Origin of the sequence: Pseudomonas sp. G2-4, assembly GCF_030064125.1 — a bacterium.
Lineage (GTDB): Bacteria > Pseudomonadota > Gammaproteobacteria > Pseudomonadales > Pseudomonadaceae > Aquipseudomonas.
In genome coordinates this window covers 3,890,016-3,916,211 of record NZ_CP125957.1, presented here as the reverse complement: position 1 = coordinate 3,916,211, position 26,196 = coordinate 3,890,016, and the positions used below count along the sequence as shown (strand labels likewise).

The 26,196-nt window shown below is 62.5% G+C and carries 25 protein-coding genes; 18 read left to right on the top strand and 7 right to left on the bottom strand.

What is annotated here, in order from left to right; genetic code table 11:
* Positions 1 to 80: 80 nt before the first annotated feature.
* Together QNH97_RS17025 and QNH97_RS17020 are read right to left on the bottom strand one after the other, a co-directional pair.
* Positions 81 to 1,427, bottom strand: coding sequence for an ATP-binding protein (locus tag QNH97_RS17025; RefSeq protein ID WP_283553060.1), 1,347 nt, complete (start codon positions 1,425 to 1,427; stop codon positions 81 to 83).
* Positions 1,424 to 2,134, bottom strand: a complete 711-nt coding sequence (locus tag QNH97_RS17020) for a response regulator (protein WP_283553059.1) — start codon at positions 2,132 to 2,134, stop codon at positions 1,424 to 1,426. Before QNH97_RS17020 ends, QNH97_RS17025 begins: the two co-directional genes overlap by 4 nt.
* A 333-nt stretch (positions 2,135 to 2,467) precedes the next feature.
* Here QNH97_RS17020 and QNH97_RS17015 point away from each other — a divergent pair, with 333 nt between their 5' ends.
* From QNH97_RS17015 to QNH97_RS17005, 3 genes are all read left to right on the top strand, one after another.
* Positions 2,468 to 3,259: an MlaA family lipoprotein gene (locus QNH97_RS17015; RefSeq protein WP_283553058.1), complete on the top strand. Its 792-nt coding sequence runs from the start codon at positions 2,468 to 2,470 to the stop codon at positions 3,257 to 3,259.
* Entirely contained in the window at positions 3,249 to 3,485 is a 237-nt protein-coding gene (locus QNH97_RS17010; protein WP_283553057.1) for a hypothetical protein, read from the top strand. The genes QNH97_RS17015 and QNH97_RS17010 overlap by 11 nt, the downstream gene beginning before the upstream one ends.
* Before the next feature lie 165 nt (positions 3,486 to 3,650).
* Positions 3,651 to 4,130 carry a VOC family protein gene (locus tag QNH97_RS17005; RefSeq protein WP_283553056.1) on the top strand — a complete coding sequence of 160 codons (480 nt, stop codon included), beginning with the start codon at positions 3,651 to 3,653 and terminating at the stop codon, positions 4,128 to 4,130.
* Positions 4,131 to 4,349: 219 nt separating this feature from the next.
* Here QNH97_RS17005 and QNH97_RS17000 read toward each other — a convergent pair whose 3' ends face one another.
* On the bottom strand, positions 4,350 to 4,751 hold the full coding sequence (locus QNH97_RS17000; protein ID WP_283553055.1) for a RidA family protein: 402 nt from the start codon (positions 4,749 to 4,751) through the stop codon (positions 4,350 to 4,352).
* A 144-nt stretch (positions 4,752 to 4,895) separates the two neighbouring features.
* Between QNH97_RS17000 and QNH97_RS16995 the strand changes: the two genes are divergently transcribed.
* Positions 4,896 to 5,822 carry a LysR family transcriptional regulator gene (locus tag QNH97_RS16995; protein ID WP_283553054.1) on the top strand — a complete coding sequence of 309 codons (927 nt, stop codon included), beginning with the start codon at positions 4,896 to 4,898 and terminating at the stop codon, positions 5,820 to 5,822.
* Positions 5,823 to 5,849: 27 nt separating this feature from the next.
* A complete protein-coding gene (locus QNH97_RS16990) occupies positions 5,850 to 6,272 on the top strand; it encodes a GFA family protein (protein ID WP_283553053.1) in 423 nt (140 codons plus the stop codon).
* On the opposite strand, the gene QNH97_RS16985 is transcribed toward QNH97_RS16990, so the two are convergent.
* From QNH97_RS16985 to QNH97_RS16975, 3 genes are all read right to left on the bottom strand, one after another.
* Complete coding sequence (locus QNH97_RS16985) at positions 6,247 to 7,707, bottom strand: aldehyde dehydrogenase family protein (RefSeq protein ID WP_283553052.1); 1,461 nt, start codon at positions 7,705 to 7,707, stop codon at positions 6,247 to 6,249. The genes QNH97_RS16990 and QNH97_RS16985 overlap by 26 nt on opposite strands.
* Before the next feature lie 298 nt (positions 7,708 to 8,005).
* A complete protein-coding gene (locus QNH97_RS16980; protein WP_283553051.1) occupies positions 8,006 to 8,392 on the bottom strand; it encodes a RidA family protein in 387 nt (128 codons plus the stop codon).
* Positions 8,382 to 9,518, bottom strand: a complete 1,137-nt coding sequence (locus QNH97_RS16975) for a DSD1 family PLP-dependent enzyme (RefSeq protein ID WP_283553050.1) — start codon at positions 9,516 to 9,518, stop codon at positions 8,382 to 8,384. The genes QNH97_RS16980 and QNH97_RS16975 overlap by 11 nt, the downstream gene beginning before the upstream one ends.
* A 95-nt stretch (positions 9,519 to 9,613) precedes the next feature.
* Here QNH97_RS16975 and QNH97_RS16970 point away from each other — a divergent pair, with 95 nt between their 5' ends.
* The 13 genes from QNH97_RS16970 (at position 9,614) to QNH97_RS16910 (ending at position 25,208) form a co-directional block, all read left to right on the top strand.
* Positions 9,614 to 10,498, top strand: a complete 885-nt coding sequence (locus QNH97_RS16970; RefSeq protein ID WP_283553049.1) for a LysR family transcriptional regulator — start codon at positions 9,614 to 9,616, stop codon at positions 10,496 to 10,498.
* A 466-nt stretch (positions 10,499 to 10,964) separates the two neighbouring features.
* On the top strand, positions 10,965 to 11,633 hold the full coding sequence (locus QNH97_RS16965) for a haloacid dehalogenase type II (protein ID WP_283553048.1): 669 nt from the start codon (positions 10,965 to 10,967) through the stop codon (positions 11,631 to 11,633).
* 36 nt (positions 11,634 to 11,669) lie between these two features.
* Positions 11,670 to 12,944 (top strand): NAD(P)/FAD-dependent oxidoreductase, encoded by a 1,275-nt coding sequence (locus QNH97_RS16960; RefSeq protein WP_283553047.1) that lies wholly within the window; start codon positions 11,670 to 11,672, stop codon positions 12,942 to 12,944.
* 86 nt (positions 12,945 to 13,030) lie between these two features.
* Entirely contained in the window at positions 13,031 to 14,674 is a 1,644-nt protein-coding gene (locus QNH97_RS16955; protein WP_283553046.1) for an ABC transporter substrate-binding protein, read from the top strand.
* A 45-nt stretch (positions 14,675 to 14,719) separates the two neighbouring features.
* Positions 14,720 to 15,676 (top strand): ABC transporter permease, encoded by a 957-nt coding sequence (locus QNH97_RS16950; protein ID WP_283553045.1) that lies wholly within the window; start codon positions 14,720 to 14,722, stop codon positions 15,674 to 15,676.
* Positions 15,673 to 16,548 carry an ABC transporter permease gene (locus QNH97_RS16945; protein WP_283553044.1) on the top strand — a complete coding sequence of 292 codons (876 nt, stop codon included), beginning with the start codon at positions 15,673 to 15,675 and terminating at the stop codon, positions 16,546 to 16,548. Before QNH97_RS16950 ends, QNH97_RS16945 begins: the two co-directional genes overlap by 4 nt.
* A gap of 1 nt (position 16,549) precedes the next feature.
* Entirely contained in the window at positions 16,550 to 18,394 is a 1,845-nt protein-coding gene (locus QNH97_RS16940) for an ABC transporter ATP-binding protein (RefSeq protein WP_283553043.1), read from the top strand.
* Positions 18,391 to 18,699, top strand: a complete 309-nt coding sequence (locus QNH97_RS16935) for a (2Fe-2S)-binding protein (RefSeq protein ID WP_283553042.1) — start codon at positions 18,391 to 18,393, stop codon at positions 18,697 to 18,699. The genes QNH97_RS16940 and QNH97_RS16935 overlap by 4 nt, the downstream gene beginning before the upstream one ends.
* The gene (locus QNH97_RS16930; RefSeq protein ID WP_283553041.1) at positions 18,681 to 20,060 is read left to right on the top strand and encodes an FAD/NAD(P)-dependent oxidoreductase; all 1,380 of its coding nucleotides are present in this window, start codon (positions 18,681 to 18,683) and stop codon (positions 20,058 to 20,060) included. Before QNH97_RS16935 ends, QNH97_RS16930 begins: the two co-directional genes overlap by 19 nt.
* The gene (locus QNH97_RS16925) at positions 20,057 to 21,211 is read left to right on the top strand and encodes an NAD(P)/FAD-dependent oxidoreductase (protein ID WP_283553040.1); all 1,155 of its coding nucleotides are present in this window, start codon (positions 20,057 to 20,059) and stop codon (positions 21,209 to 21,211) included. Before QNH97_RS16930 ends, QNH97_RS16925 begins: the two co-directional genes overlap by 4 nt.
* Positions 21,208 to 22,365: an acetylornithine deacetylase gene (gene argE / locus QNH97_RS16920; RefSeq protein ID WP_283553039.1), complete on the top strand. Its 1,158-nt coding sequence runs from the start codon at positions 21,208 to 21,210 to the stop codon at positions 22,363 to 22,365. The genes QNH97_RS16925 and argE overlap by 4 nt, the downstream gene beginning before the upstream one ends.
* A gap of 265 nt (positions 22,366 to 22,630) precedes the next feature.
* The gene (locus tag QNH97_RS16915; RefSeq protein ID WP_283553038.1) at positions 22,631 to 24,088 is read left to right on the top strand and encodes an NAD-dependent succinate-semialdehyde dehydrogenase; all 1,458 of its coding nucleotides are present in this window, start codon (positions 22,631 to 22,633) and stop codon (positions 24,086 to 24,088) included.
* A 40-nt stretch (positions 24,089 to 24,128) separates the two neighbouring features.
* Positions 24,129 to 25,208 (top strand): tartrate dehydrogenase, encoded by a 1,080-nt coding sequence (locus tag QNH97_RS16910; protein WP_283553037.1) that lies wholly within the window; start codon positions 24,129 to 24,131, stop codon positions 25,206 to 25,208.
* A gap of 260 nt (positions 25,209 to 25,468) precedes the next feature.
* Here the strand turns inward: QNH97_RS16910 and QNH97_RS16905 are convergent, their stop codons facing one another.
* Positions 25,469 to 26,176, bottom strand: a complete 708-nt coding sequence (locus QNH97_RS16905; RefSeq protein WP_283553036.1) for a cupin domain-containing protein — start codon at positions 26,174 to 26,176, stop codon at positions 25,469 to 25,471.
* Positions 26,177 to 26,196 lie beyond the last annotated feature (20 nt).

Here is a 26,196-nt window from a genome sequence, read left to right as displayed (position 1 = left end):
TCCAGGCCAAAAGGCCGGACATCCTACCGAGGAAGGCGCCGGTTGTTTAGAACATTGTTCGTCAAGGGCCCCCGCGTGGGTCAATGCAATGGCAGCGAGACCTTGACCTCCAGCCCGCCATCACGCCGATTCCTGAGACTCAGCGTCCCGCCATGCTCCAGCACCGTCGCCCGCGCCGTCGACAGACCCAGCCCGACACCGCCAGTGTTTTTGTTGCGTGAACCTTCGAGGCGAAAGAACGGTGCGAATACCTGCTCATGGTATTCGGAGGCGATGCCCGGGCCTCGGTCCAGGATGCGGATTTCAACTCGATCGGCAGCGGCCCTGAGTTGCACAGCCGGTTCGCCGCCATATTTGATCGCGTTGTCGATCAGGTTGATCAACGCCCGTTTGATCCCAATGGGTCGGCCGACATAAACGAAGCGGTGGGCACCCTCGAATGACACCTCGGTGCCGGCATCCTTCAGGTCATCGACGATGGTGTGCAGCAGTTCAGCCAAGTCGAACGCGGTGGCATGTTCCAGCCGCGCATCGTCGCGGAAGAACTCCAGGGCCGAATTTATCATCGCCTGCATTTCATCCACATCCCTGAACAGTTTGGATTGCTGCTCGGCATCCTCGATGAACTCCCCGCGCAGGCGCATGCGGGTCAATGGCGCGCGCAGATCATGGGAGATGGCGGCGAGCATTTGTGTGCGGTCTTGCAGAAAATGCTTGAGCTGGGCCTGCATGGCGTTGAAGGCGCTGATTGCCTGGCGGATTTCGTAGGGGCCGACGACCGGGATGGGGGGCGCCCTGTGATCCACCCCGAAGCGCCTGGCGCCTTCGGCAAAACGTTCCAGTGGCGCCGCCAAGTGCCGCGCGGCGATCAGGGCCACGATCAGCGTCGACAGCAGGATCAACGCGATAATGATCAGATTGCGGGCCCATTCCCCCAGCCCCCAACTGCGGGAGGGCACCGAGAATATCACCCACGAATGGTCGCTCAATTCGATGATCACCGCGTAGCGTGCATCGGATTGATCGGCCGGCCAGTCGCCCGGCTCGTAGGCCTCTATCCGGGCGTCGTGCCGGCCCAACTGTTGACGCAGGAACCTCGAGCCTTCACTGAACTGCGGATCGACAATCACCGGCAACCGGGCATCTTCATGGCGCCGCAACCATTGCGCGTTGAACGTTGGGTCGCTGGCGGCCCTGGCAATTTCGGGCCTTTGTTCCGGTGCGACTGAGTCAATGATGCGGGTGATGGAGGCGGCCTTGTCCATCAGGCCGGTTTCCATCAGGGGAGGGTGCGCCCAGGCACCGGCCAGCAGGCTGAACAGCTCGTTCAAGGCCAGCAACGTCAGCATGGCGACCATGGTGGTCAGGGCGATCCAGCGTGCCACGGTATCCCGTGGTCGATGAGTGGCCGAGCGCAACGGCTTCATCGCTTCACCACGTGGGGGCTGAAGAGATAGCCGCTGTTGCGCACGGTACGGATCATGGCGGCGCCGGTGATATCGGTCTCCAGCTTGCGGCGCAAACGGCTGACCTGGACATCAATGCTGCGGTCGAACGCATCGAAGGTTTCGCCACGCGCCAGGTCCAGCAACTGCTGGCGGCTCAGTACCCGTCGCGGGTGCTCGGCGAATACCAGCAATAGTTCGAACTCGCCCGTGGACAGCGGGATCATGACTTTTTCCGGCGAGCGTAATTCGCGACGGGTGACGTCCAGTTGCCAGTTTTCGAACTCCAGGATCGGTCGGGAGGCGTCGTTCAACGAGCCCCGGGCTTCGCCGGTGCGCCTGAGGACGGCGCGCACCCGGGCCAACAGTTCTCGTGCGTCAAAAGGCTTGGTCAGGTAGTCGTCCGCCCCTAGCTCCAGGCCGACGACGCGGTCACTCAACTCGCCCATGGCCGTGAGCATGATGATGCCGACCGTGTGCTCGGCACGCAGCCGTTGGCAGAGCACCAGCCCGTTGTCTCCCGGCAACATGACGTCGAGGATGATGAGGTCCGGCAACCGTCGCTCGACCGCTTGCCACAGGGCAGTGCCGTCGGCGGCCACTTCCACGCTGTAGCCATGTTGTTCGAGGAATTTGCGCAAGAGGGCGAGGACTTCGAGGTCATCGTCCACCAGTAATAAATGGCTCACGGTGGGTACGCTGGGTGATGAATACAGGAGGCGATACTAGGGTCAATCCATGGCCTGCGTCATATATTTCAATCCGGCAATAAAGTTGCCGGCGGGCAATGTTCTGGAAATCTCCAGGCAAAAAAACAGCGGCAGGATGGCCTCGATGTCAGTCAGTTAATAGCCAGCCAACACCGGACCTGTGGCGAGGGAGCTTGCTCCCGCTGGGTCGCGAAGCGGCCCCAAAAAAAGCGGTGAGCACTTCGCACTCAAGCGGGAGCAAGCTCCCTCGCCACAGGGTTCGGCTTTTAACCGGCATAGGCAGCACCCCATTCCTCGCCGAGATAACCCTGTATGCCGATCACCAAACCCGCTCCGTTGTTTGTTCGATCCACCGTTGTGGTTGTATTGACGGCACTCGCCAGTGGCTGCACCAGCACACCCGCTGCCAAGCCGGGCAGTTGTGAAAGTGTTCCCTACGCCGTTCACGATCCTGCAGAACCCATCAATCGCGGCCTTTTCGCCTTCAACCGGACTGTAGACGATTACGCGTTGGCCCCCGTCGCCCGTGGCTATCGCAAACTGCCTGAGGTGTTCCAGACCGGCGTTCACAACTTCGTGGCGAACTTCGGCGAACCCAAGGTGTTCATCAACGACTTGCTGCAAGGCAACGCCCAGCGCTCGGTCAACACCCTCGGCCGTTTCGTCATCAACACCACCGCAGGCATCGTCGGCTTGATCGATGTGTCGGGCAAGCTCGGCATCGAGCGGCACAAGGCTGATTTCGGCCAGACATTCGGCGTCTGGAACATCGCCCCAGGGCCGATCGTGGAGCTGCCGTTGCTGGGCACTGCCAACCTGCGGGACGCCACGGGCAAGGTATTGAGTTCTGCGGTCGATCCGTTCGGCGATAACAGCAGCACCGTCGACACGTTGGGTACGGTCGACACCGTCGGCGGCATCGTCGATGGTCGTGCGCAGGCGTTGCCGCTGACGGATGAGCTGCAGACCCGGCCGGATTACTACGTGGCGCTGCGAGACGCGGTGGCACAACGGCGCGCCGATTTCGTCGCGCAAGGGAAACTGGGGTCGGTGGAGCAGGACACTGCCCATTGCCAGGAGGGAGGCTCCGCAGATGAACAATGAGGTGCTGGTGTTGCATCGGCGGGTGAAAGCGCTTGGCCGGGGTGCGCTGCATTGTCGGGAGCTTGAGCTGCGGTTGGCGGAGGATGGCCGTCATATCCTGCTCAGTCGTTACCTTGAGTTGTACAGCCAGGAGCACGAGGGCGAATGCACGGTCGAGCATTATCGGGTGCCGCTGGCGAGCATGATTCGCTGGATGGTGAATCACGGCGAACCGGAGAGTGTCTAGTCGGGGGGCGACGAGGCTTGCAGGCTCCATGCTGCAGCCCGTAAAGCACCGGGTAATGATCGTTGCGCAGTGTCTGCCGGCCTGCGGAGGATGCCGGGATCGGCCTTCATCCGATAGGGAGACTGCTAGACTTCACCGTCCAGTCCCCCTTCTCGGAGAACCCGGATGAATAATAAAAACACGATTTGTCTCTGGTACGACGGCACTGCGTTGGAAGCCGCACAGTTCTATGCGGCGACGTTCCCCAACAGCGCGGTACTGGCCGTTCATCACGCCCCTGGCGACTATCCGGCGGGCAAGCAGGGCGATGTGCTGACAGTCGATTTCACGGTAATGGGTATCCCTTGTCTCGGATTGAACGGAGGATCGGCGTTCAAGCACAGTGAAGCTTTCTCATTCCAGGTCGCCACCGACGACCAGGCCGAAACAGACCGGCTGTGGAATGCGATTATCGACAACGGCGGCCAGGCCAGTGCCTGCGGCTGGTGCAAGGACAGGTGGGGGCTGTCCTGGCAGATCTCCCCGCGCGTCCTGGTGGATGCAATCACCGGCTCTGATAAAGCCGCCGCCAAGCGCGCCTTCGAGGCCATGATGCAGATGACCAGGATCGACATCGCGGCGATCGAGGCAGCGGTGAAAGGTTAGCCGGTGCTTCACCGACGATTCCTGTGGGAGCGAGCCTGCTCGCGAAAGCGGTGGGGCAGCATGCATTGATATTGAATGTGCCGCCGCCTTCGCGAGCAAGCTCGCTCCCACACTGGACCTTCAGTGAACAGAAATATCGTGCTCGGCACCAGATGCCCTGTGGGAGCGCGCTTGCTCGCGATGATGCCAGAACCTTCAACCCCCTCGCGAACCCGTCGATCAGCCGACGGTTTCAGGCAACCTGGCAATCACCTTGATCTCGAACTGAAACCCATACAGCCACGTCACGCCCACCGCCGTCAGCGTCGGATGCGGTGCGTTACCCCAGAACTCGGGAACGACGCTCCAGACTCGCTCGAAGGTCGATTCGGGATCAACCATGAAGACCGTGACGTCCACCACATCGTCAAAGGTGCACTCGGCTGCGGCGAGTATCGCCTTCAGATTGTTGAACGCTTGCCGAACCTGGGTCTCCAGTTCGGGTTCCGGCGAACCGTCTTCAGTGCTGCCCACCTGTCCCGACACGAATAAAAAGCCATTGGAACGGATAGCCGGTGAATAACGATTGCGCTCATAAAGCGCCTGGCGTCCGGCTGGAAAAACAACGTCACGCTGTGTCATAAGTGCCTCCATCAAGGGGTCAAGATTGATTCAAAACCAACGATGAACCCACTCTAGGGGCTTGTGCCCGGACGATAAACGAGCAACCTTGGCGATCACTGTTTGTGAAAGCCAAACAATCTGATCGATTTAACCGAGGCACACATGGACCGTTTCGATGCGATGCAGGCATTCGTTCGCGTGGTGGAGACGGGCAGTTTCACCAAGGCAGCCGAAACACTGCACATGAGCAAGACCACCGTGACCCAACTGGTCCAGCAGTTGGAGGCACGCCTGCGGGTCAAGCTGCTCAACCGCACCACGCGCAAAGTCAATATCACCGCCGACGGCGCCGTTTATTACGAGCGGGTGATCCGCCTGCTCGCCGACATGGACGATGCCGAAACCAGCCTGTCCGGCGCGTTGGCACTGCCCCGGGGGCGACTGCGGGTGGACGTGCCGAGCCCGCTGGCCGCGATGATCCTGGTGCCGGCATTGCCAGGGTTCTATGCGCGATACCCGGACATCCAGATCGACATGGGCGTGAGCGATCGCATCGTCGACATCATCGATGAAAACGTCGATTGCGTGGTGCGCGGCGGTGAGCTGACGGATCAATCCTTGATTGCCCGACACGTCGGCGACCTGGCCCTGGGCGTCTTTGCCGCGCCGAGCTACCTGGCACGGGTCGGCACGCCTGCGCATCCGCGCGAACTGGAAGATTCGCCGCAGCGCATCGTCGGCTTCTTGTGGGCTCGCACCGGCAAAGCCGTACCCTACGCCCTGCACAATCACAACGAGCACCTGCACATCAAAGGACGCTACGCGCTGGCCATCGACGATGGCAACGCCTACCTCGCGGCCGGTTTGGCGGGGCTGGGCGTGCTCTGGCTGCCCGAATACATGTCCCGGCATCACGAAGCGCGAGGCGAGTTGGTGCGTCTGTTCGAAGATTGGCGCCTCGATCCGATGCCGCTCTACCTGGCCTATCCGCCGAACCGGCACATCAGCGCCAAGTTGCGGGTGTTCATTGCATGGGTGGTGGAGCTGATGGCGGAACATGCGCCTGTCATTGATAGCCAGAAGTTGTGAACCGGATCAAATTGCAGGAGACACACCATGGACCGATTCACCGGCGGTTGCCTCTGTGGCGACGTCCGCATCGAAGCTTCGGGGCGGCCCTATCGGGTTGGCCTTTGTCACTGCCTGGATTGCCGCAAGCACCATGGCGCGCTTTTCTACGCCGCTGCCGTGTTTCCCCAGGATGCGGTGACGATCCAAGGCGAGACACGGGATTATGCCGGGCGCCATTTCTGCCCGCGCTGCGGCTCGTCGGTGTTTGCCCGCAGCGACGATGAAATCGAAGTGCACCTGGGCGCGCTCGATGCTCCCGATCAACTGGTGCCCACCTACGAAAGCTGGACCCTGCGCCGCGAAGCCTGGCTACCGTCATTTGCGCTCGCGCACCATTACGTAGGGGACCGCGAAGGCAAGGATCGATCCGAGGACCAGGCGATCAGCCAAACCCGACAATCGCCTTGATCTCCAGGTATTCCTCGAAACCGTGGATACCGTATTCACGCCCGTTCCCGGAGCGCTTGTAGCCGCCGAACGGTGCCATGGGGTTCCACGCCGGGTAGTTCAATAGCACTTGTCCGGAGCGGATACGCAGGGCAACGCTGCGCGCCTGCTCAAGGTCCTGCCCCTGGACATGCGCACCCAGCCCATAGACCGTATCGTTGGCGATGGCGACCGCTTCATCCACCGTGTCATAGGGAATGATGCACAGCACAGGCCCGAAGATTTCTTCCTGGGCGATGCGCATGGCGCTGTCCACCTGTGAGAAAACCGTCGGGCGGGTGTAGAAGCCTTTGTCGAAACCCGGTACTCGTCCCGGGCCGCCGCACACCAGTTTGGCGCCTTCCCTCAAGCCCACTTCGATCAGCGTCTGGACGCGATTGAACTGGGGCTCGTTGGCGATGGGGCCGAGGACCGTTGCTTCCGATTGCGGGTCGCCGACGATGATCGCATTGGCGGTTGCGGCAGCCAACGCTTCGACTTCCGCCAAGCGGTTTCTTGGCACGATCATTCGGGTCGGTGCGCTGCACGATTGGCCGACATTGCGCAAGGCCGACATCACCCCCGGTGGTACGGCTTTGGCGAAGTCCGCGTCCGGCAGCAACACGTTCGGTGACTTGCCGCCCAGTTCCTGGGTGACGCGTTTCACCGTGGGGGCGGCGGCCTGGGCCACCAGTGCGCCGGCGCGGTTCGAGCCGGTGATGGAGATCATGTCGATGTCGGGATGCTCGGCCATGGCCGCGCCGACCTCGGCACCGCTGCCGTTCACCAGGTTGAAGACACCCGGTGGAAGGCCCGCGTCATGCACCAATTGGGCGAACAGCAGCGCGCTCAGTGGTGACAGTTCGCTCGGTTTCAACACCACCGTGCAGCCAGCGGCAATCGCCGGGGCGACTTTGGCGGTGATTTGATACAGCGGCCAGTTCCACGGCGTGATGAGGCCGCAGACGCCGATGGGTTCGCGTTGAATGGCGGTGCCATTTTCGACGTTCTGAAAACGGTAGGTGGCCAGTACATCACGGGCGACCCGCACGTGTTCGGCCGCCAGCGGCACTTGCATGGCCCGGGCGAAACCGATGGCCGCGCCCATTTCCAGCGAGAGCACCTGGGCCAGCGCTTCCTGGCGCTCAAGGATCAGTTCGTGGATCTTGCCAAGGATCGATACGCGGGCGTCTACAGGTGTCGCGGACCAGCCGGGAAATGCGGCACGCGCGGCCGCTACCGCACGGTCGACGTCTGCGGCAGAACCTTGGGCGACCTCGGCGATCACTTCCTCGGTCGCCGGATTGACCACCGCCAGCGTTGCCGGTTGGGCCGGGGACGACCAGGTGCCATTGATATAAAGCTGCCGGGACATTTGCGGGTCGACGCTGTAGTGATTCGAGGTGTGGGTGGTCATCCGACGGGCTCCCTGGAGTGTTCTCAATAAGCTAACAAAGCCGTCCTGCTGACATGTGCCGTTGTTGCGCCCGGCAAAGAATAATCTGCTGTATCGGGAGGGCTAACTTCGCAAAGGTAGCGGCGCCCGTTTCAGGGCCAAGGATGCCCACGGTTAACCAACGGCCCAGGACACCTGTGGCGAGGGAGCTTGCTCCCGCTGGGTCGCGCAGCGGCCCCAGAAAAGCGATGAGCGCTTCGCTCTCCAGCGCGAGCAAGCTCCCTCGCCACACGTTCATCTCGTGGCCTCATGAATGATGTCAGCCCCGGGCCAGCGCTTCGATTTCGATCAGGTAGCCATGGTGCAAGGCCGGGACGGGTACCACGGCGCGGGCAGGGCGGTGCTCGCCCAGATAACGGGCGTAGATCCGGTCGAAAGCCGGCCAGTGTTCGATGCCGACGACGTACACAGTCACCTTCAACAGGTCCGTCGGACCCCGGCCAGCCGCGCTGAGAATCGCCATCAGGTTATCCAGGGCAATGCCGGCCTGCACTTCGAACGGTTGGTCGGCACTGTGGCTGCCATCGACGCGTACCGGCAGTTGCCCGGACACATACAAGACGTCCTGGTGCGACACGGCCTGGGCGTAATGCCCGCCCGGAGCGGCCGCCTGGGTTGTGTGAATCAACTCGATCTCACCAGCCATGTAGACGACTCCACGTGTGCACTTCGCCCGTTGCATCACAGGCGCTGTAATGAGGAAACTGCGCACCGGTGGCGCAGGCATGGTTAGGCAGGATGCGCAGGCGGCTACCAATGGGAAAGCGCGTGGCGATATCGACACTGTCGGAGCTTGAGAGGGTGATGATGCCGTGTTCCTGATTGGCACTGGTGAGCAGTGCGCCTTCGATCCAGACGCCGTCTTCGCTACAGACCTGCCCATAGCCGAAGTCTCGCTGCTGGCGCTGCGTGCCTCGATCACGACTCATGGCCATCCAGCCGGCATCGGTGATGACCCAGCCTTTACCTGGCTGATGACCAATGACGGTGGTCAGCACGCTCAGGGCCAACTCGTCGGCCGCGCAGACGCCGACGTTGTGCATCACCAGGTCGAAGAACACATAGACACCGGCGCGCACTTCGGTGACGCCTTCCAGACTCGTCGCCGACAGCGCCGTGGGCGTCGAGCCGATGCTGACCTGTGGGCAGGCCAGCCCGGCCTCGCGGATGCGTTGGGCAGCGCTGACGCAGACGCTGCGCTCCTGTTCGGCCAGGGCTTGCAGCGCCTGGGGGGTGTCGAGTTCGTAACTGGATCCGGCATGGGTCATGACGCCGTAAAGCTGCAGACCCCCGTCGTTGAGTAGCCTTGCGATCTCGATGAGTGAATCGTCTTCGACACGGACTCCGGATCGGTGACCGTCGCAATCAATCTCGATCCAGACATCGAAACGTTCGTCGTGTTGCCTGCCGAAATCGACGATGGCCTGGGCCGCCGCCAGGCTGTCGGTCAAGAGGCTCAAGCGGCAGCCTTTGCGTCGCAGCGTCAGGGCCTGGGCCAGTTTGCCGGGAGCCATGGCCACGGCATAAAAAATATCCTGGATGCCAGCGGCGAAACAATGCTCGGCTTCCTTCAAAGTGGATACCGTGACACCGCTGGCGCCTGCGGCGATTTGCGCCTGGACCACCGGCAGGCATTTGCTGGTCTTGATGTGGGGACGCAGGCGTACGCCCAGGGCGTCCATGCGTTGCTGCATGCGCTGGATATTGCGCTGCATGCGTGGTACGTCGATGAGCGCGACCGGGGTATCGAGGGAGGCAATGGAGGCTGGCATGAACAGGGCTCGGTGATGAAGGGCAGGCTCGACTCTACTCAGTCAGCGTGAAGCTGTGGTTCAATGCATCGTCATCAATCATTAAGTTGAACTGAATGCTTAGCCTCGAAGACCTGAGGATGGTCGTGACGCTGGCCCGCTCCGAGTCGTTGAGCGCCGCCGCCCGGGCCCTCAATGTCTCGCCACCGGCGCTGTCCATGCGTTTGCGCAAACTGGAGACGTTGCTGGGTCTGACCTTGGCCAACCGCGACGCCCGGCGCCTGAGCCTGACCGCCGATGGTGAGCGCTTCTCGCGCCAGAGCGCGGTGCTGCTGGAACAACTGGAGGCGCTGCCCGAATCGTTCAAGCAGCCGGACGATCAACTGGTCGGTACGCTCAGGCTGGCGGCACCGTTCGGCTATGGGCGCCAACACATCGCGCCATTGCTGGCGCGTTTTGCCCGGTTGCACCCGCAGCTCTGCCTGCATCTGGATCTACGGGAAACCCCCTGGCCCGATCGCCATGACAGCGACGCCGTGATTCACATCGGCCACCTCAGCGACAGCCAGTGGGTGGCCCGGCCCCTCACGCAAAACGACCGATGGTTGTGCGCCAGCCCTGCCTACCTGGACCAGTACGGGAAACCGGCATCTCCTGACCAACTCGCCGAGCACCGCTGCATTTGTATTCGTGAAAACGATGAAGATTTCACGCTGTGGCATCTGCGCAATGAGCTGGGGCGCAAGACTCTGCGGATCAAGCCAGCCTTATTGAGCAACGATGGCAGCGTGGCCCGGCGCTGGGCCGAACAAGGGCTTGGGTTGGTGCTGCGTTCGCAGTGGGACGTCAGTAAAGCCATCGCCGACGGCCGCCTGGTCCGAGTGCTCGAGGATTGGCAATTCGACAGCGCCCCGATCAACCTGCTGGTGCCTTCGCGCAAACTCCGCAGTGTGCGGGTACAGGCCTTGGTGAGCTTTCTGGAGGCTGAATTGAAAGCCTGAACAGCGGTGAGCCAGGGCTGGCTCTGCTACAGGGCTATCGCCATCGCGAGCAAGCTCGCTCCTACAGGGATTACGGGGGAGCAGAGAGAGTGAAGTCCACTCGCATCCCCTGTGGGAGCGAGCTTGCTCGCGATGGCGTCAGCCCATTCAACAAAGATGCCGGTGCTGCCCACGCCAGGCGTAGATTCTGCCGCACACCAGCCCTCGCAGGCCTGTTTCACGCACCATAACTGCCCGCAAACCCACTGAAACACGGGCGTAACGCCCGCGGCTGGAGCATCCCGCAAAGTCTGCTGAGCGAGCCCCGCAAAACGGTGGTTTGTACCAAGCGGCCGGTATTTTTAACGATTTATCCACGGTCTCATGGTGTTGTAATGAAAACGTGATGCAGCGATGCATCGAGGCTTTACGAACGGCGTCAATGTTTGCCTCGGCATGTCTTCAACAACAATCCAGGACCGCACTCATGAGCTTTCTTCGACCCAAGTACATCACCTTCGACTGCTACGGCACGTTGACCAATTTCCAAATGGGCACCATGACCCGCGAGCTATTCGCCGACCGTGTCAATGCCGGGCAGATGGATCAATTCGTCAAGGATTTTTCCGCTTATCGGCTGGACCAGGTGATGGGCGACTGGCGGCCTTATGATGAGATTCTCAAGACCGCCCTGGCGCGGACTTGCAAGCGTTGGGGCGTCGAGTACCGGAACGAAGGCCAGCTTTATTACGACGCCGTTCCTACCTGGGGTCCTCACGCCGATGTGCCGGCGGGCCTGTCGAAAATCGCTGACAAGATCCCCCTGGTGATTTTCTCCAACGCGATGGACGAGCAGATCATGTCCAACGTCGACAAGCTCGGCGCACCTTTCCATAAAGTCTTCACCGCCCAGCAGGCCCAGGCCTACAAGCCCCGCCTGGCGGCTTTTGAATTCATGCTCGATAACCTCGGCTGCGGGCCGGAGGATGTTTTGCATGTGTCGTCCAGCTTCCGTTATGACCTGATGTCGGCCCACGACATGAAGATCAAGCACAAGGCTTTCGTTGCCCGTGGGCATGAGCAGCCGGCGAACGCCGCCTTTGGCTACCACCAAATCCCGGACATCGGCGGGTTGGCCGGTCTGGTCGGGCTCTGAGTCTCCAGGCGCTCTTCAAGGTGAAAGGGGTTAGACATGGGCAGTGAGTCCTATTGGCTCGATACCGCACCGGCGTTCACCGGTGCCCAGCTCGGCGGATTGCCCGGGCAGGTCGATGTCGCCATCGTTGGTGGCGGTCTCACCGGCCTGGCCGCAGCGCGGGCCTTGGCCTTGAAGGGGGCCAGCGTGGCGGTGCTGGAGGCGGGCAGGGTGATCGGTGAGGCGTCGGGGCGCAACGGTGGGCATTGCAGCACCGGGGTTGCCCAGGATTACGCGGCACTCACCGCCAGCCTCGGCGCCGACAAGGCCCGGGCCTATTACCAGGCCTATGAAAGCGCTGTGCAGAGCGTCGTCACGCTGGTGGAACAAGAACAGATTGCCTGCGACCTCAAGCGCAATGGCAAGCTCAAATTGGCCGCCAAGCCGATGCACTACGAAGGCTTGGCCCGCACCTGTGAATTGATTCGCAGGGAGGTCGATGCCGAGGTCGAGTTGCTGTCCGCCGAAGAGACGCGGGAGGAAGTCAATTCGGCGCAGTTCCACGGCGGCCTGCTGCAGCGTAATGGCGTGCAGATGCATGTCGGACGCTTCGGTGTCGGCCTGGCCGAGGCGGCTGCCCGGCACGGTGCTTTGATCTTCCAGGGCGTGGCGGTGCAGGACTGGAAAGCCAGCGCGGGCGGTTATCAAGTCAACACCAGCAAGGGCACGTTGCACGCTTCGCAGATCCTGCTGGCGACCGGCACCTGTCAGCAGGGCGGTCTGGGCTGGTATCGGCGGCGAATCGTGCCGGTGGGCAGTTTTGTGATCGCCACCGAGGTATTGCCCCAGGCGTTGATCGACAGCTTGCTGCCGGCGCGTCGCTCCTATGTCACCAGCCGCATGATCGGCAACTACTTTCGCCTGACCCCGGACAACCGTTTGCTGTTTGGCGGACGTGCGCGGTTTGCCATGTCCGACAGCGTCTCCGACGCCAAGAGCGGCAAGGTGTTGCAAGCGGCGATGGTGCAGATGTTCCCGCAGTTGGCGAGCGTCAAGATCGACTACTGCTGGGGCGGCCTGGTGGACATGACGTCCGATCGCCTGCCCCGGGCCGGCCAGCATGGAGGGGTTTATCACTCCATGGGCTACAGCGGCCACGGTGTCCAGATGTCGGTGCACATGGGGCAAGTCATGGCCGAGGTCATGGCCGGCAAAGTCGAGGCCAACCCTTGGCGCGAACTCGACTGGCCGGCCATCCCCGGACACTTCGGCAAGCCTTGGTTCCTGCCGCTGGTGGGTGCGTATTACCGGCTGCAGGACTACTTGCACTGAGTTACATGGCGTTGTTTGGCGTTTCAACCGCGATGCGTTAATCGCACGCTATCGAGCCCTATCATTTTCCGAAAGGTAGAACTGACATGAGTGACAATAAAAACGGCATCAAAGACCAGTTGATCACCGGTACAGAAAGTCTGCGTGTTTTCGAAGGGCTCAATCGTGGCATGTCACGCCGGCATGCCTTGCAAATGCTCGGGGTCGCGGGTGTGGCTGCGGCAGGCGCCGGCAGCCTGTTCGGTGCCGCTGGCAAGCTGCTTGCCGACGAACAGGCAAGTCCTGGCAAAGGCAAGCCCGGCGGGCGCATTCGGGTCGCTGGTATCACCAGTTCCACCGCCGACACCCTGGACCCGGCCAAAGGCTCGTCGTCCACGGACTACGTGCGCCACTACATGTTCTACAACGGCCTGACGCGTTTCGACAGCCACATGGTGCCGCAGCTGGAACTGGCCGAGCGCATCGACACCACCGACGCGACGCTTTGGGTGATTACCCTGCGCAAAGAGGTGGTCTTCCACAACGGCAAGGGCCTGACCGCCGCCGACGTAGTGTTTTCCCTGTTGCGCCACAAGGACCCGATTACCGGCTCCAAGGTCCTGCCGCTGGCGTCGCAGTTTGCCGAGGTCAAGGCCAACGGCACCCATGAAGTGCAGATAACGCTGAGCGGGCCGAATGCCGAGCTGCCATCGATCCTGGCTATCTCCCACATGCTGATCGTTCCTGAAGGCACCAGCGACTTCAGCCAGGGCATCGGTACTGGCCCATTCAAGGTCAAGGAATTCAAGCCGGGAGTGCGTTCGATTGGTGCGCGCAACACCAACTACTGGAAGCCGGGTTTGCCGTACCTGGACGAGATCGAGTTCATTGGCATCGCCGACGAACCGTCACGGGTCAACGCATTGCTCTCGGGTGATGTGCAGATCATCAACGAGGTCAACCCGCGCTCGACCACACGCATCAAGGACAGTGCCAAACATCGCGTCGTGGACTCGCCGTCGGGTAACTACACCGACCTGATCATTCGCCAGGACCAGATGCCCGGCCAAAGCCCGGAATTCACCGAGGCCATGAAACTGCTGCTGGATCGCGAACAGGTCAAGTCGGCGATATTCCGTGGCTTTGCCAGGGTCGGCAACGACCACCCGATCGCCCCCGGCGCACGTTTTCACAATGCCGACCTGCCACAACGGGCCTACGATCCAGAAAAGGCGCGCTTCCTGCTGAAGAAGGCGGGCATGGAAAATATCAGCATGCCGGTGATGTGCTCACCGGCCGCCACCGGCTCGGTGGACGTCGCTGTGCTGCTGCAACAGTCGGCCAAGGAGGCCGGGCTCAAGCTCAACGTCAATCGGCTGCCAAGCGATGGCTACTGGTCCAACCACTGGGCCAAGCACCCGCTGAGCTTCGGCAACATCAACCCACGGCCCAACGCCGACATGATCTTCTCGCAGTTCTTCCAGTCCACGGCGCCCTGGAACGAGTCGGGCTGGAAGAATCCGCAGTTCGACCAGTTGCTGATCCAGGCCCGGGGTGAAACCGATGAGGTCAAGCGCGGCAAGATGTACGGGGACATGCAGGCTCTGGTGCATGATCACAGCGGCATCGGTGTTCCTGTGTTCATCAGCAACATCGATGGCGTCGATCAGCGCGTCAAAGGCTACGGCACCAACCCGCTGGGCGGTTTCATGGGCTACATGTTCTCCGAGCAAGTCTGGCTGGACGCTTGATGAACGTTGGGTTTTGGCTGCGTGATAGGGCACGAGGGTAGCGTGATGAATAGCAACACACTGTGGTTGATCGGCCGGCGCCTTGGCGCGGCGATCGTAACCCTGTTGATCGTATCGATGGTGGTGTTCGCCATCACGGCGGTCCTGCCGGGAGACGCGGCCCAACAGGCCCTTGGGCAATTCGCTACGCCTGAACAGGTGGCGGCCTTGCGCGTGAAAATGGGTCTGGATCAGCCGGGTGTGTTGCGTTACCTGCACTGGCTGATGAACCTGCTCAGCGGCGACATGGGCGTGTCGATCTCCAATGCCACGCCGGTCAGCGAGTTGATGGCCGGCCGAGTCCCCAACACCCTGATGCTGGCGGCCGCCACGGCGCTGGTATCGGTGCCGGTGGCGTTGGTCATGGGGATTGGTTCGGCGATGGGGCGCGGTGGTCGCATCGACGGCTTTATCAGCTTCTTTACCCTGACGATGGTGGCGGTGCCGGAGTTTCTGGTCGCCACCCTGGCGGTGTTGATTTTCGCCGTGAACCTGGGCTGGCTGTCGGCGTTGTCCTATTCCAGTGAGATCACCTCGCCGTGGCAGTTCATGCGCACCTACGCCTTGCCGGTCATGACGCTGTGCTGCGTGATCATCGCGCAAATGGCTCGTATGACCCGGGCGGCGGTGATCGATCAACTCGACAGCCCCTATGTGGAAATGGCCCGTTTGAAGGGTGTGAGCCCGGTGCGGGTGGTGCTGCGCCATGCACTGCCCAACGCCATCGGACCCATCGCCAATGCCATCGCCCTGAGCCTGTCCTACCTGCTGGGCGGGGTGGTGATCGTCGAGACGATATTCAACTATCCCGGCATCGCGAGCCTGATGGTCGATGCCGTGACGAACCGCGACATGGCCTTGGTCCAGGCCTGCACCATGTTGTTTTGCACCGCGTACCTGACCTTGGTGCTGATAGCCGACCTGTGCGCGATCCTCTCCAATCCGAGGCTGAGAAACCAATGAACAATCTCATTGTGAAATCCCCGCCTGCGTCGGCCGCACTGGCGTTGGGCAAAGACGACCATGCGAAGTCCTGGCTCGGCCTGGTCGGTGCCGCGATGTGCGTGATCTGGCTGCTGGTGGCGATCTTCGGCCCCTGGCTGGCCCCGCATCCTGTGGGGGAAGTGGTCTCTGACAATGTCTTCGACAGTTTCAGCGCGGCTTACCCGCTAGGCACCGATTACCTGGGCCGCGACATGCTCAGTCGGATCCTGGTAGGCGCTCAGTTCACCGTCGGCTTGGCGTTGGTGGCGGCAGTCCTGGCCAGCGGGTTGGGGACCGGTTGCGCACTGCTGTCGGTGGTGTCACCGAAGTGGCTGGATGAGTTGATCAGTCGCCTGATGGATGCCTTCATTTCGATCCCGAGCAAGATGCTGGCGCTGATCATGGTTTCGGCGTTCGGTTCGTCGGTGACCTTGCTGGTGTGCACGGCAGTGTTGAGCTACACACCGGGTGCGTTCCGTATCGCTCGCAGCATGGCGGTGAACATCGAGGCCCTGGAGTACGTGCAAGTGGCCCGCACCCGGGGCGAGCGGCGCCTGTACGTGGCTTGCGTGGAAATCCTGCCCAACATGCTCAACACGGTGCTGGCTGACCTGGGCTTGCGCTTCGGCTTCATCGTGCTGCTGCTCAGCGGCATGAGCTTTCTCGGCCTGGGCGTGCAACCGCCGGATGCCGACTTGGGTTCACTGGTGCGCGAAAACATCGGCGGCCTGAATCAGGGCGCCCCGGCCATCGTGATTCCAGCCCTGGCCATCGGCACCCTGACCATCGGCGTCAATCTGTTTATCGACCGCCTGTCTTCGCGGCGTAACCGACGTTCGGGAGGCCATTGATATGAGCGAATTGATCCGAGTCGAGAACCTGCGTGTGGTCGCCGGTGGCGCGCAGAGTGAAGTGGAAATCGTCAAAGGCGTGAGTTTCTCCCTGGAGAAAGGTGAAGTGTTGGCGTTGATCGGCGAGTCCGGTTCCGGCAAGACCACCATCGCCCTGGCGCTGCTGGGTTATGCCCGGCGCGGTTGTCGCCTGGCCGGTGGCGTGGTGCAGATTGGCGAACATGACATGCTGGCGTTGGATGAAAGCGAGCTGCAACGCCTGCGCGGCAATCGGGTGTCGTACATTGCCCAAAGCGCCGCCGCGGCCTTCAACCCGGCGAAAAAACTCATCGACCAAGTGGTGGAAGGTGCGTTGATTCATGACCTGGGCAGTCGTGCGGTGCTCGAAGCCAAGGCCATCGAACTGTTTCGCGACCTGGCCTTGCCAGACCCTGAGCGCATCGGCCAGCGTTATCCCCATCAAGTCTCCGGCGGGCAATTGCAGCGGGTGATGGCGGCCATGGCGCTGATCAGTGATCCGCTGCTGGTGGTGCTCGATGAGCCGACCACGGCCCTCGACGTGACTACCCAGATTGACGTGCTGCGCGCCTTCAAACGTGTGGTGCGCGAACGGGGCGCGACCGCGGTGTATGTGTCCCACGACTTGGCGGTCGTGGCGCAGATGGCCGACCAGATTGTGGTACTCAACGGCGGGCAAATCTTTGAACAGAGTGCCACCGCGCCGCTGCTCAAAAGCCCGGCTCACGCCTACACCCGCAGCCTGCTGGCGGCGGCGCGGCCGGACACCACCATTCGCCCGCCCAGCGGTGTGGCCGAAGACACGCCGCTGCTGACCATCCAGGGCTTGACCGCCGGCTACGGCAACAAGAACCAGCACGGCATGCCGGCGATCCGGGTGCTGGAAGACATTGACCTGACCGTACGCCGGGGCCAGGCCATTGGTGTGATTGGCGAATCCGGCTCGGGCAAATCGACCCTGGCGCGGGTGGTGGCGGGGCTGCTGACCCCGGCCCTCGGCGGGTTGACGTTCGATGGCCAACCACTGGGCGGCAGCCTTTCCGAGCGCACGGACGAACAGTTCCGGCGCATCCAGATGGTGTTCCAGAACGCCGACACCGCGTTGAACCCGATGCACAGCATCAGCACCATCCTGAGCCGGCCACTGAAGATGTATTTCGGCCTCAAGGGCGCGGCGCTGCGTGAGCGTATCGGCGAGTTGCTGGATCTTGTCCGTTTGCCACGGGAGCTGGCCGAGCGCCGCCCGAGCGAACTCTCCGGCGGGCAAAAACAGCGGGTCAACCTGGCCCGGGCGCTGGCGGCGAAACCGGATCTGATTTTGTGCGATGAAGTGACCTCGGCCCTCGATACCGTGGTCGGCGCGGCGATCCTTGAACTGCTGCGTGATTTGCGCCAGCAACTGGGGGTTTCCTACCTGTTCATCAGCCACGACATCTCCACGGTGCGGGCGCTGTGCGACGACATCGTGGTGATGTACAGCGGCCACAAGATCCAGGCGGGCGCACGGCAAGCGTTCGCCCAGCCGCCATTCCATCCCTACACCGACCTGTTGATCCATTCGGTGCCGGAGTTGCGCCAGGGCTGGCTGGAAAGCTGCGGTGCCACGACCTGCGGCACGCTGCCGGCGCTAGGTGCGCGCGCTGATGTGCCGGGCCTGTGCACCTTTCTCAATCGTTGCCCGGTGCGGATCGATGGCGTGTGTAACTGCACCGCGCCGCCTCGGCGAGTCATCGACGGCGGCAGTGAAGTCCTCTGTCATCACGACAGTGACGCGTTGCGCAAGCGCCAACAGGATTCAAACAGCATGATCGTGGGAGCGTACGCGTGAGCGGTCGGTTCGTGAGGTTGGCCGAACAGGGCCGGCCCACCGTCAGATTGAAGGTCGATGGCGTTGCCGTCGAGGCGTTGCAGGGCGACACCCTGATGGTGGCCTTGCTGACCAATGGCCCGACGTTGCGTCAGTCGGAATTCGATCCAGGCAGCCGTGCCGGGTTCTGCCTGATGGGCGCCTGCCAGGATTGCTGGGTCTGGACCCGCAACGGCGAACGCCTGCGTGCCTGCTCTAACGAAGTACGTGAAGGGCTGGACATCATCACTCAGCAACCGGAGGCCATATGGCCGCTGCGCGGATAGTCATTGTCGGTGCCGGACCGGCCGGCATACGGTGTGCCCAGACCTTGGTGGCGGCGGGCTTCAAGCCGATCCTGATCGACGAGAACCGTCGCGATGGCGGGCAAATCTATCGGCGTCAACCCGAGGGGTTCACCCGTACCTACGTCACGCTTTACGGCACCGAGGCTGACAAGGCCAAGGACCTGCACGAAAGCTTCGACCGCTTGCGCACGCAGATCGATTACCGTCCGGATACCCTGGTGTGGAACCTCACGCCGGGCCAGCTGTGTTGTTGTGTCAGCCAGGGCCGACACGCGACGGTGGATTATGACGCGCTGATCCTCTGCACCGGCGCCACCGACCGGCTGATGCCGATCGAGGGCTGGCAATTGGGTGGCACCTACAGTCTTGGCGGTGCGCAGATTGCCTTGAAAGCCCAGGCGGTATCCATTGGGCGTCGCGTGGTGTTCATGGGCAGCGGCCCGTTGCTGTATCTGGTCGCCAGCCAATACCACAAGGCCGGCGCGAACGTGGCGGCGGTGCTGGACACCTCGCCCTTGGGCAAGCGTATCAAGGCCCTGCCCAAGCTCATGGCGCGGCCAGGATTGCTCTTCACCGGCCTGAAACTGCTGGCGCAGCTGTATCGGGCGAAGATCCCCGTGCACCTGGGGATCTCGCCGCTACAAGTGCTCGGTGACCCGGTCAGCGGCGTCAGTGGCGTACGGGTAGGCACCGCGAACGGGGAAACATTGACCGTGGATTGTGACGCGGTGGCGCTGGGTTATCACTTGCGGCCGGAAACCCAATTGGCCGACCTGGCGGGTTGTCGCCTGCGCTTTGACGAGGCCTCGGGTCAATGGCTGCTGGAGCTCGACGAAGAAGGCCGCACTTCCGTCAGCGGTGTCTACGCTGCCGGTGATGGGGCGAAAATCCGTGGCGCCGATGCCGCCGAGCACGCCGGACGCCTGGCTGCCATGGCGTTGTTGCGCGACTTGCAGCAGCCGGTGGACGCCGCTCACGTTGCCGAGCAGCGCCAGGCGCTCAAGGTGATGGATACCTTTCGTCTCGGCCTGGCCCAAGCCTTTCCCTGGCCCGCCGCGCAGGCCAAGGCCCTGCCGGACGAAGCCATTGTCTGTCGCTGCGAAATGATCAGTGCTGGCGAGTTGCGCCGCACCGTCAGTGAAAAGGGCGCCTGTGAAGTCAACCGCGCCAAGGCCTTCAGCCGAGTCGGCATGGGCCGCTGCCAGGGACGCTATTGCTCCCAGGCCGGGGCCGAAGTGATTGCCGCGGCGGCCGGTGTCAATGTCCAGGAAGTCGGCCGACAACGCGGCCAGGCGCCAGTGAAGCCGCTTTCGATACTCACGCAAGAGGTGGCGCCATGACGGTACACAAGGCCGATGTCGTGATCGTCGGCGGCGGCCTGATGGGCTCGGCGGCGGCGTTTTTCCTGCGGCAGCGGGGGCAATCGGTGATCCTGCTCGAGCGCGACCAGATCGGTCAGTACGCCAGCGGCGTGAACTTCGGCAACGTGCGGCGCCAGGGGCGTTACCTCGGGCAACTGGAACTGGCGAACCGGTCCTGGGCGCTGTGGAAGCGCCTGCCCGAACTGATCGATGACGACTTGGAATTCATTGCCAGCGGGCACATGCGCGTGTGCTATCGCGAAGACGAAATCCCTGAGCTGGAGGCCTACGCCGCAGCACCGGAAGCGGCGCAACTGGACTTGCAGATCTATCGTGGCAGCGAACTGCACGCGCGTTTCCCGTTTCTCGGCAAAGAGGTGAAAGGCGGCTCTTATGCCCCTCACGATGGTCACGCCAATCCCCGCCTGGCGGCCCCCGCGTTTGCCAGGGCCGCCAGGCGGCTCGGCGCGCAGATCGAGGAACGCACCGAAGTGGCCGAGGTGCAGAAGATCGGTGATGGCTTCAGCATCACCACCACCGACGGCCGCCAGTTCAGCGCCGCCCAGCTGTTGATTACCGCTGGCGCCTGGGGCCAGAAGCTCTCGGCGCAGTTCGGTGAGCCGGTACCGTTGGACACCAATGGCCCGCAGATGGCCGTCACCGAACCGGTGCCCTATGCCTTGCCGACGGTGATCGGGGTGTACACCAAGATCCCGGAAGAGGTGATCTATTTCCGCCAGATCCCTCGGGGCAACCTCATTATCGGCGGCGGTTATCGCAGCAAGCCGGACATGCTTAACCGCCGGGCCCATGTCGAGCCGCGCAGCATCCTCAACCAACTGGACCAGATGCGCCGGCTGCTGCCGGGCGTGGGCAATCTCAATATCATTCGCGTGTGGAGCGGCATCGAAGGGTATCTACCCGATTCCCTGCCGGTGATGGGGCCCAGCGGCAACGTCGACGGCTTGTACTACGCTTTCGGTTTCTGCGGTCACGGCTTCCAGCTCGGCCCCGGCGTTGGCGACGTCATGGCCGAACTCATCAGCACCGGTAGCACCAGTACCTCGATCGAGCCGTTCTCCATCCGCCGGTTCACCCCTTCAGCCGAGCAACGGAGCAAGGCCTCATGAAACCCCGGGTTTTAGCTATTTTCGAACGCCTGCTGGCCTTTGAAACAGTCTCTTCAGAATCGAACATGGCCCTGATTGAGTACGTGCGCGAGCTGTTGCTGAGCAAGGGTGTCGAGTCGCTGATCGTCAAGGATGAAAGCGGCAAGAAAGCCAACCTGTTCGCCAGCACCGGGCCGCGTGAGTTGCCGGGGATCCTGCTGTCCGGTCACACCGACGTGGTACCGGCGGCGGGGCAGGCCTGGACCGTCCCGGCGTTCCAGGCAACGCTGCGGGACGGGCGGGTCTACGGGCGCGGCAGTTGTGACATGAAAGGCTTCATCGCGCTGGCCATCGACGCCATGCTCGATGCTGCCGAACACACCTTGAACCGACCGCTGCAACTGGCGCTGTCCCACGACGAAGAGATCGGTTGCGTGGGGGTTCGCCGTTTGCTCGACGTGCTGCACCTGGCGCCGGTGCGGCCGTTTCTGTGTGTGATCGGCGAGCCGACCAACATGCAGTTTGTGCTCGGCCACAAAGGCAAGGGTTCCTACCGCACTTACTGCCGGGGCCTGGAGGCGCACTCGTCGCTGGCGCCGCGCTCGGTCAACGCGATTCACGTGGCCTGCGATTTCATTACGGCACTGCGCCAGAGCCAGCAGCAGCTGCAAGAGCAGGGCGCCCAGGATGCCGACTACGACGTCCCCTACAGCACGGTGCATGTCGGACAGATTGTCGGCGGCAAGGCGCTGAACATCGTGCCCAACCTGTGCACCCTGGATTTCGAAGTACGCAACCTGCCGGCCGATGACCTGGATCCGTTCCTGGAGCAACTTCGCGAGCGGGCCGAAGTGATCGTGCGCGAAGCCAAGAAGCTCTCCAGCGTGGCGGACATCGAAATCGAAACCCTGAACGTCTATCCCGGCCTGGATACCCATCCGAGCGTCGAGGCTGTGCGCTTTCTGAAAAACTTCGCCGCCCCGGACACCGGCATCACCAAGGTGTCTTTCGGCACCGAGGGCGGTTTGTTCAAGCAGCGCCTGGATGTACCGGTCGTCGTTTGCGGCCCGGGCTCCATTGAACAGGCGCACAAGCCTGACGAGTTCATCGAGATCAGCCAGATGGACGCGGGGGAGCGGTTTTTGGAAGGGCTGTTGGGGTCGTTGAAACGGTAGCCAAATGTCCCGCCAACACAGGTCCCCTGTGGGAGCGAGCTTGCTCGCGATAGCGGTGGATCAGCTTGCATCCATGTTGAATGGGCCGACGCCATCGCGAGCAAGCTCGCTCCCACAGGGTGCTGTGTTTAGCCTGAATCCTTCTCGGTAGAGCCTGCCGTCCCAGCACAAAACTTCAGCATCCAACACTGCCCAAACCGCACTTTCAGCATCCTGCCCCGTGGCATCTCCTTAGACTGGAAATACCTCGGAACAGGACGCGACCATGCTCAAGAATCAATTGAAAGACTCCAGCCTGTTGGCAGAACTCGCTTACGTCGACGGTCAGTGGATCGGCGCCGAAAACGCGGCCACCCTTGACGTCATCGACCCCGCCACCGGCCAGGTACTCGCCCGGGTGCCGGCCATGCAAGGCGTGGAAACCCGCCGCGCGATCGAGGCCGCCGAGCGCGCCTGGCCGGCCTGGCGTGCGCGCCCAGCGGCGGAGCGGGCGGCGCTGCTGGAGCGTTGGTATCACGCCATGATCGACAACCTCGACGACCTGGCGCTGATCATGACCCGTGAACAGGGCAAGCCGCTGAATGAAGCCAAAGGCGAAATTCGCTATGGGGCGGGCTTTGCCAAATGGTTTGCCGAAGAAGCCCGCCGGGTCTATGGCGAAACCATTCCGGCCCCGAGCGGCGACCGACGCCTGCTCACGCTCAAGCAGCCGGTGGGCGTCTGCGCCGCGATCACGCCGTGGAACTTCCCCAATGCGATGATCACCCGAAAGTGCGCACCGGCCTTGGCAGCGGGTTGCCCGGTGATCGTCAAACCTTCGGACCTGACGCCTTTGTCGGCCTTGGCGCTGGCCGTGCTGGCCGAGCGAGTCGGGATTCCCGCTGGAGTGTTCAACGTGGTGACCGGCTTGCCCGCCGGCATCGGCGAAGAGCTGACCGGCAACCCGACGGTGCGCAAGATTTCCTTTACCGGTTCGACGGCGGTCGGGCGGCTGCTGATGCGCCAGAGCGCCGAACACATCAAGCGCTTGAGCCTGGAACTGGGGGGCAACGCGCCGTTCATTGTGTTCGACGACGCGGACCTGGAGCAGGCCGTCACGGGCATCATGCTCAGCAAGTTTCGCAACGCCGGCCAGACTTGCGTCTGCGCCAACCGCATCCTGGTGCAGGACGGCATCTACGAGCGCTTCGCCGAGCGCCTGGTGGAGGAGGTGGGCAAGCTTAAGGTCGGCAACGGCCTGGAGGCTGACGTGATGATCGGCCCGCTGATCAACCAGGCTGCTGTGAACAAAGTTGCCCGGCACATCGACGATGCGTTGAGCCAGGGCGCGCGTCTGCTCTGTGGTGGAGTTCCTGAAGGCGACAGCCAGTTCGTCCAGCCAACGGTACTGGGCGAAGCCCACGCCGGGATGTTGCTGGCTAACGAAGAAACCTTCGGCCCCGTCGCCCCGCTGATGCGCTTTACGACCGAAGAGGAGGCCTTGGCCCTGGCCAACGCCACGCCGTATGGCCTGGGGGCTTATTACTTCACCCAGGATCTGCGGCGTTCATGGCGGTTTGGCGAGGCGTTGGAGTTCGGCATGGTGGGGCTCAACACGGGGCTCATCTCCATGGAAGTCGCGCCCTTCGGTGGCATCAAGCAGTCGGGTCTGGGCCGCGAAGGCAGCAAATACGGCCTGGATGAGTACCTTGAAGTCAAAGCCTTCCACATCGGTGGGCTGTGATGCGGCCATCGTTTGAGCAGACACTAGGGAGCCACGATTGATGAGCAAACCATTTCGAATCGCCGCCATTGCCGGCGACGGCATCGGCAAGGAAGTCTTGCCTGAAGGGCTACGGGTTTTGGAGCAGGCCGCGAAAAAGTGGCAACTGGATTTGAGCATCGAAGTGCTCGATTGGGCCCACTGTGATTACTACCTGGAGCACGGGCAGATGATGCCCAGCGACTGGTTCGAGCAGCTCAAGGGCTTCGACGCGATCTACTTCGGCGCCGTGGGTTGGCCGGACAAGGTCCCGGATCACATTTCCCTGTGGGGCTCGTTGCTCAAGTTCCGCCGCGACTTCGACCAGTACGTGAACATTCGTCCGGTGCGGCTGTTTCCGGGCGTGCCGTGCCCCCTGGCCGGGCGCGAAGCGGGGGACATCGACTTCGTAGTGATCCGCGAAAACACCGAGGGCGAATACTCCTCGGTGGGTGGCAAGATGTTCGAAGGCACGGAGCATGAGTTCGTGCTCCAGGAGTCGGTGTTTACCCGTCGAGGCGTCGACCGGATCCTCAAGTTCGCCTTCGACCTGGCCCAGACCCGACCGCGCAAACGCCTGACGGCGGCGACCAAGTCCAACGGCATCTCCATCAGCATGCCGTACTGGGACGAGCGCACGGCATTGATGGCCGAGCAATACCCGGACGTGACGTGGGACAAGCAACACATCGACATCCTCTGCGCCCGTTTCGTTTTGCAGCCGGACCGTTTTGATGTGGTGGTGGCGTCCAATCTGTTTGGCGACATCCTTTCCGACCTGGGCCCGGCCTGCGCCGGCACCATCGGCATCGCCCCGTCGGCCAACCTTGATCCGCAACGGCGTTTCCCGTCGCTGTTCGAGCCGGTGCACGGCTCGGCGCCGGATATCTACGGGCGGAACATCGCCAACCCGATTGCGATGATCTGGTCCGGCGCCTTGATGCTCGACTTCCTGGGCAACGGCGATGAACGCTATCGCGCGGCCCATGACGGGATTCTCCAGGCCATCGAACAGGTTATCGCCAACGGACCCATCACACCCGACCTGGGGGGGCAGGGCTCGACCCAGGATGTCGGCAAGGCCATCGCCGCCGCGCTTTGAAAGACCTGCGACACCCTTTGCCCGCGCACACTGCGGGCTTTTTTTGGGCTATAGAAAAGTTGATATTCACCACAGATTCCCTGTGGGAGCGAGCCTGCCCGCGATGGCGGCGAAATGCTGTTCACTTGAGGCAATCGACAAACCCGGTGGCGAGGGAGCTTGCTCCCGCTTGAGTGCGAAGCGCTCACCGCTTTTTTGGGGGCCGCTGCGCGACCCAGCGGGAGCAAGCTCCCTCGCCACAGGACCATCATTAGCCCAGGCTATTTGACGACGTAGACCTTGCGCACATAGACGCTGCTCTGCCAGGCACACGGCGCATTCAGGGGCACGAACACGGTATCGCCAGTGTTGACCGTCAGGTCGCTGCCATCGGCTGTCTGCAAGGTGATGCTGCCTTCGAGCACGTGCATCAGTTCATGCAGTTTATGCGGCCGTGAGCGGCGGGTGTATGGCGTCGAGTCCCAGACGCCGATACGCAGGTTGGTCGCTTCTTCGACAAACAGATTGTGCGAACGACATTGGGGCGGCGGGCTGATCAGGATCTCATCATCCGGTGCCGCGGAGGGCGAGAGATGGGTGTGGGCGGGGAGCGCCGTGAGCCCGGGATGACGCGCGTCAACCACCGGGACATCAGCGCAGAATGCCCAGAGGGACTCAGCTTGCGCCTCCACTTCAAGGGCCGTCCCCAGGCCGATCACCGCGCTCTCACCTGGCTTGAGCTGCAGCGTTTGCGCCTGACTCCTGAGGGTGACCGCGCCGGCATGCACCACGATGGTTTCATTGAAGGGGTAGTCATCGACGCTGAACCGGCCACTCGCCCGGACCACACCGGCAGCCATGCCATCCGCCCCGGCATAGGCGATGAGTCGGTCAAACGGATCGTTGGCGCCCAGCGAACCTGGCGTGAACGGGGTTGAAGCGAGACGGCCATCGGCGTGTGCCAACAGCACTGCGGTCGGTTCGAGCATGAAAATGATTCTCCAGAGCA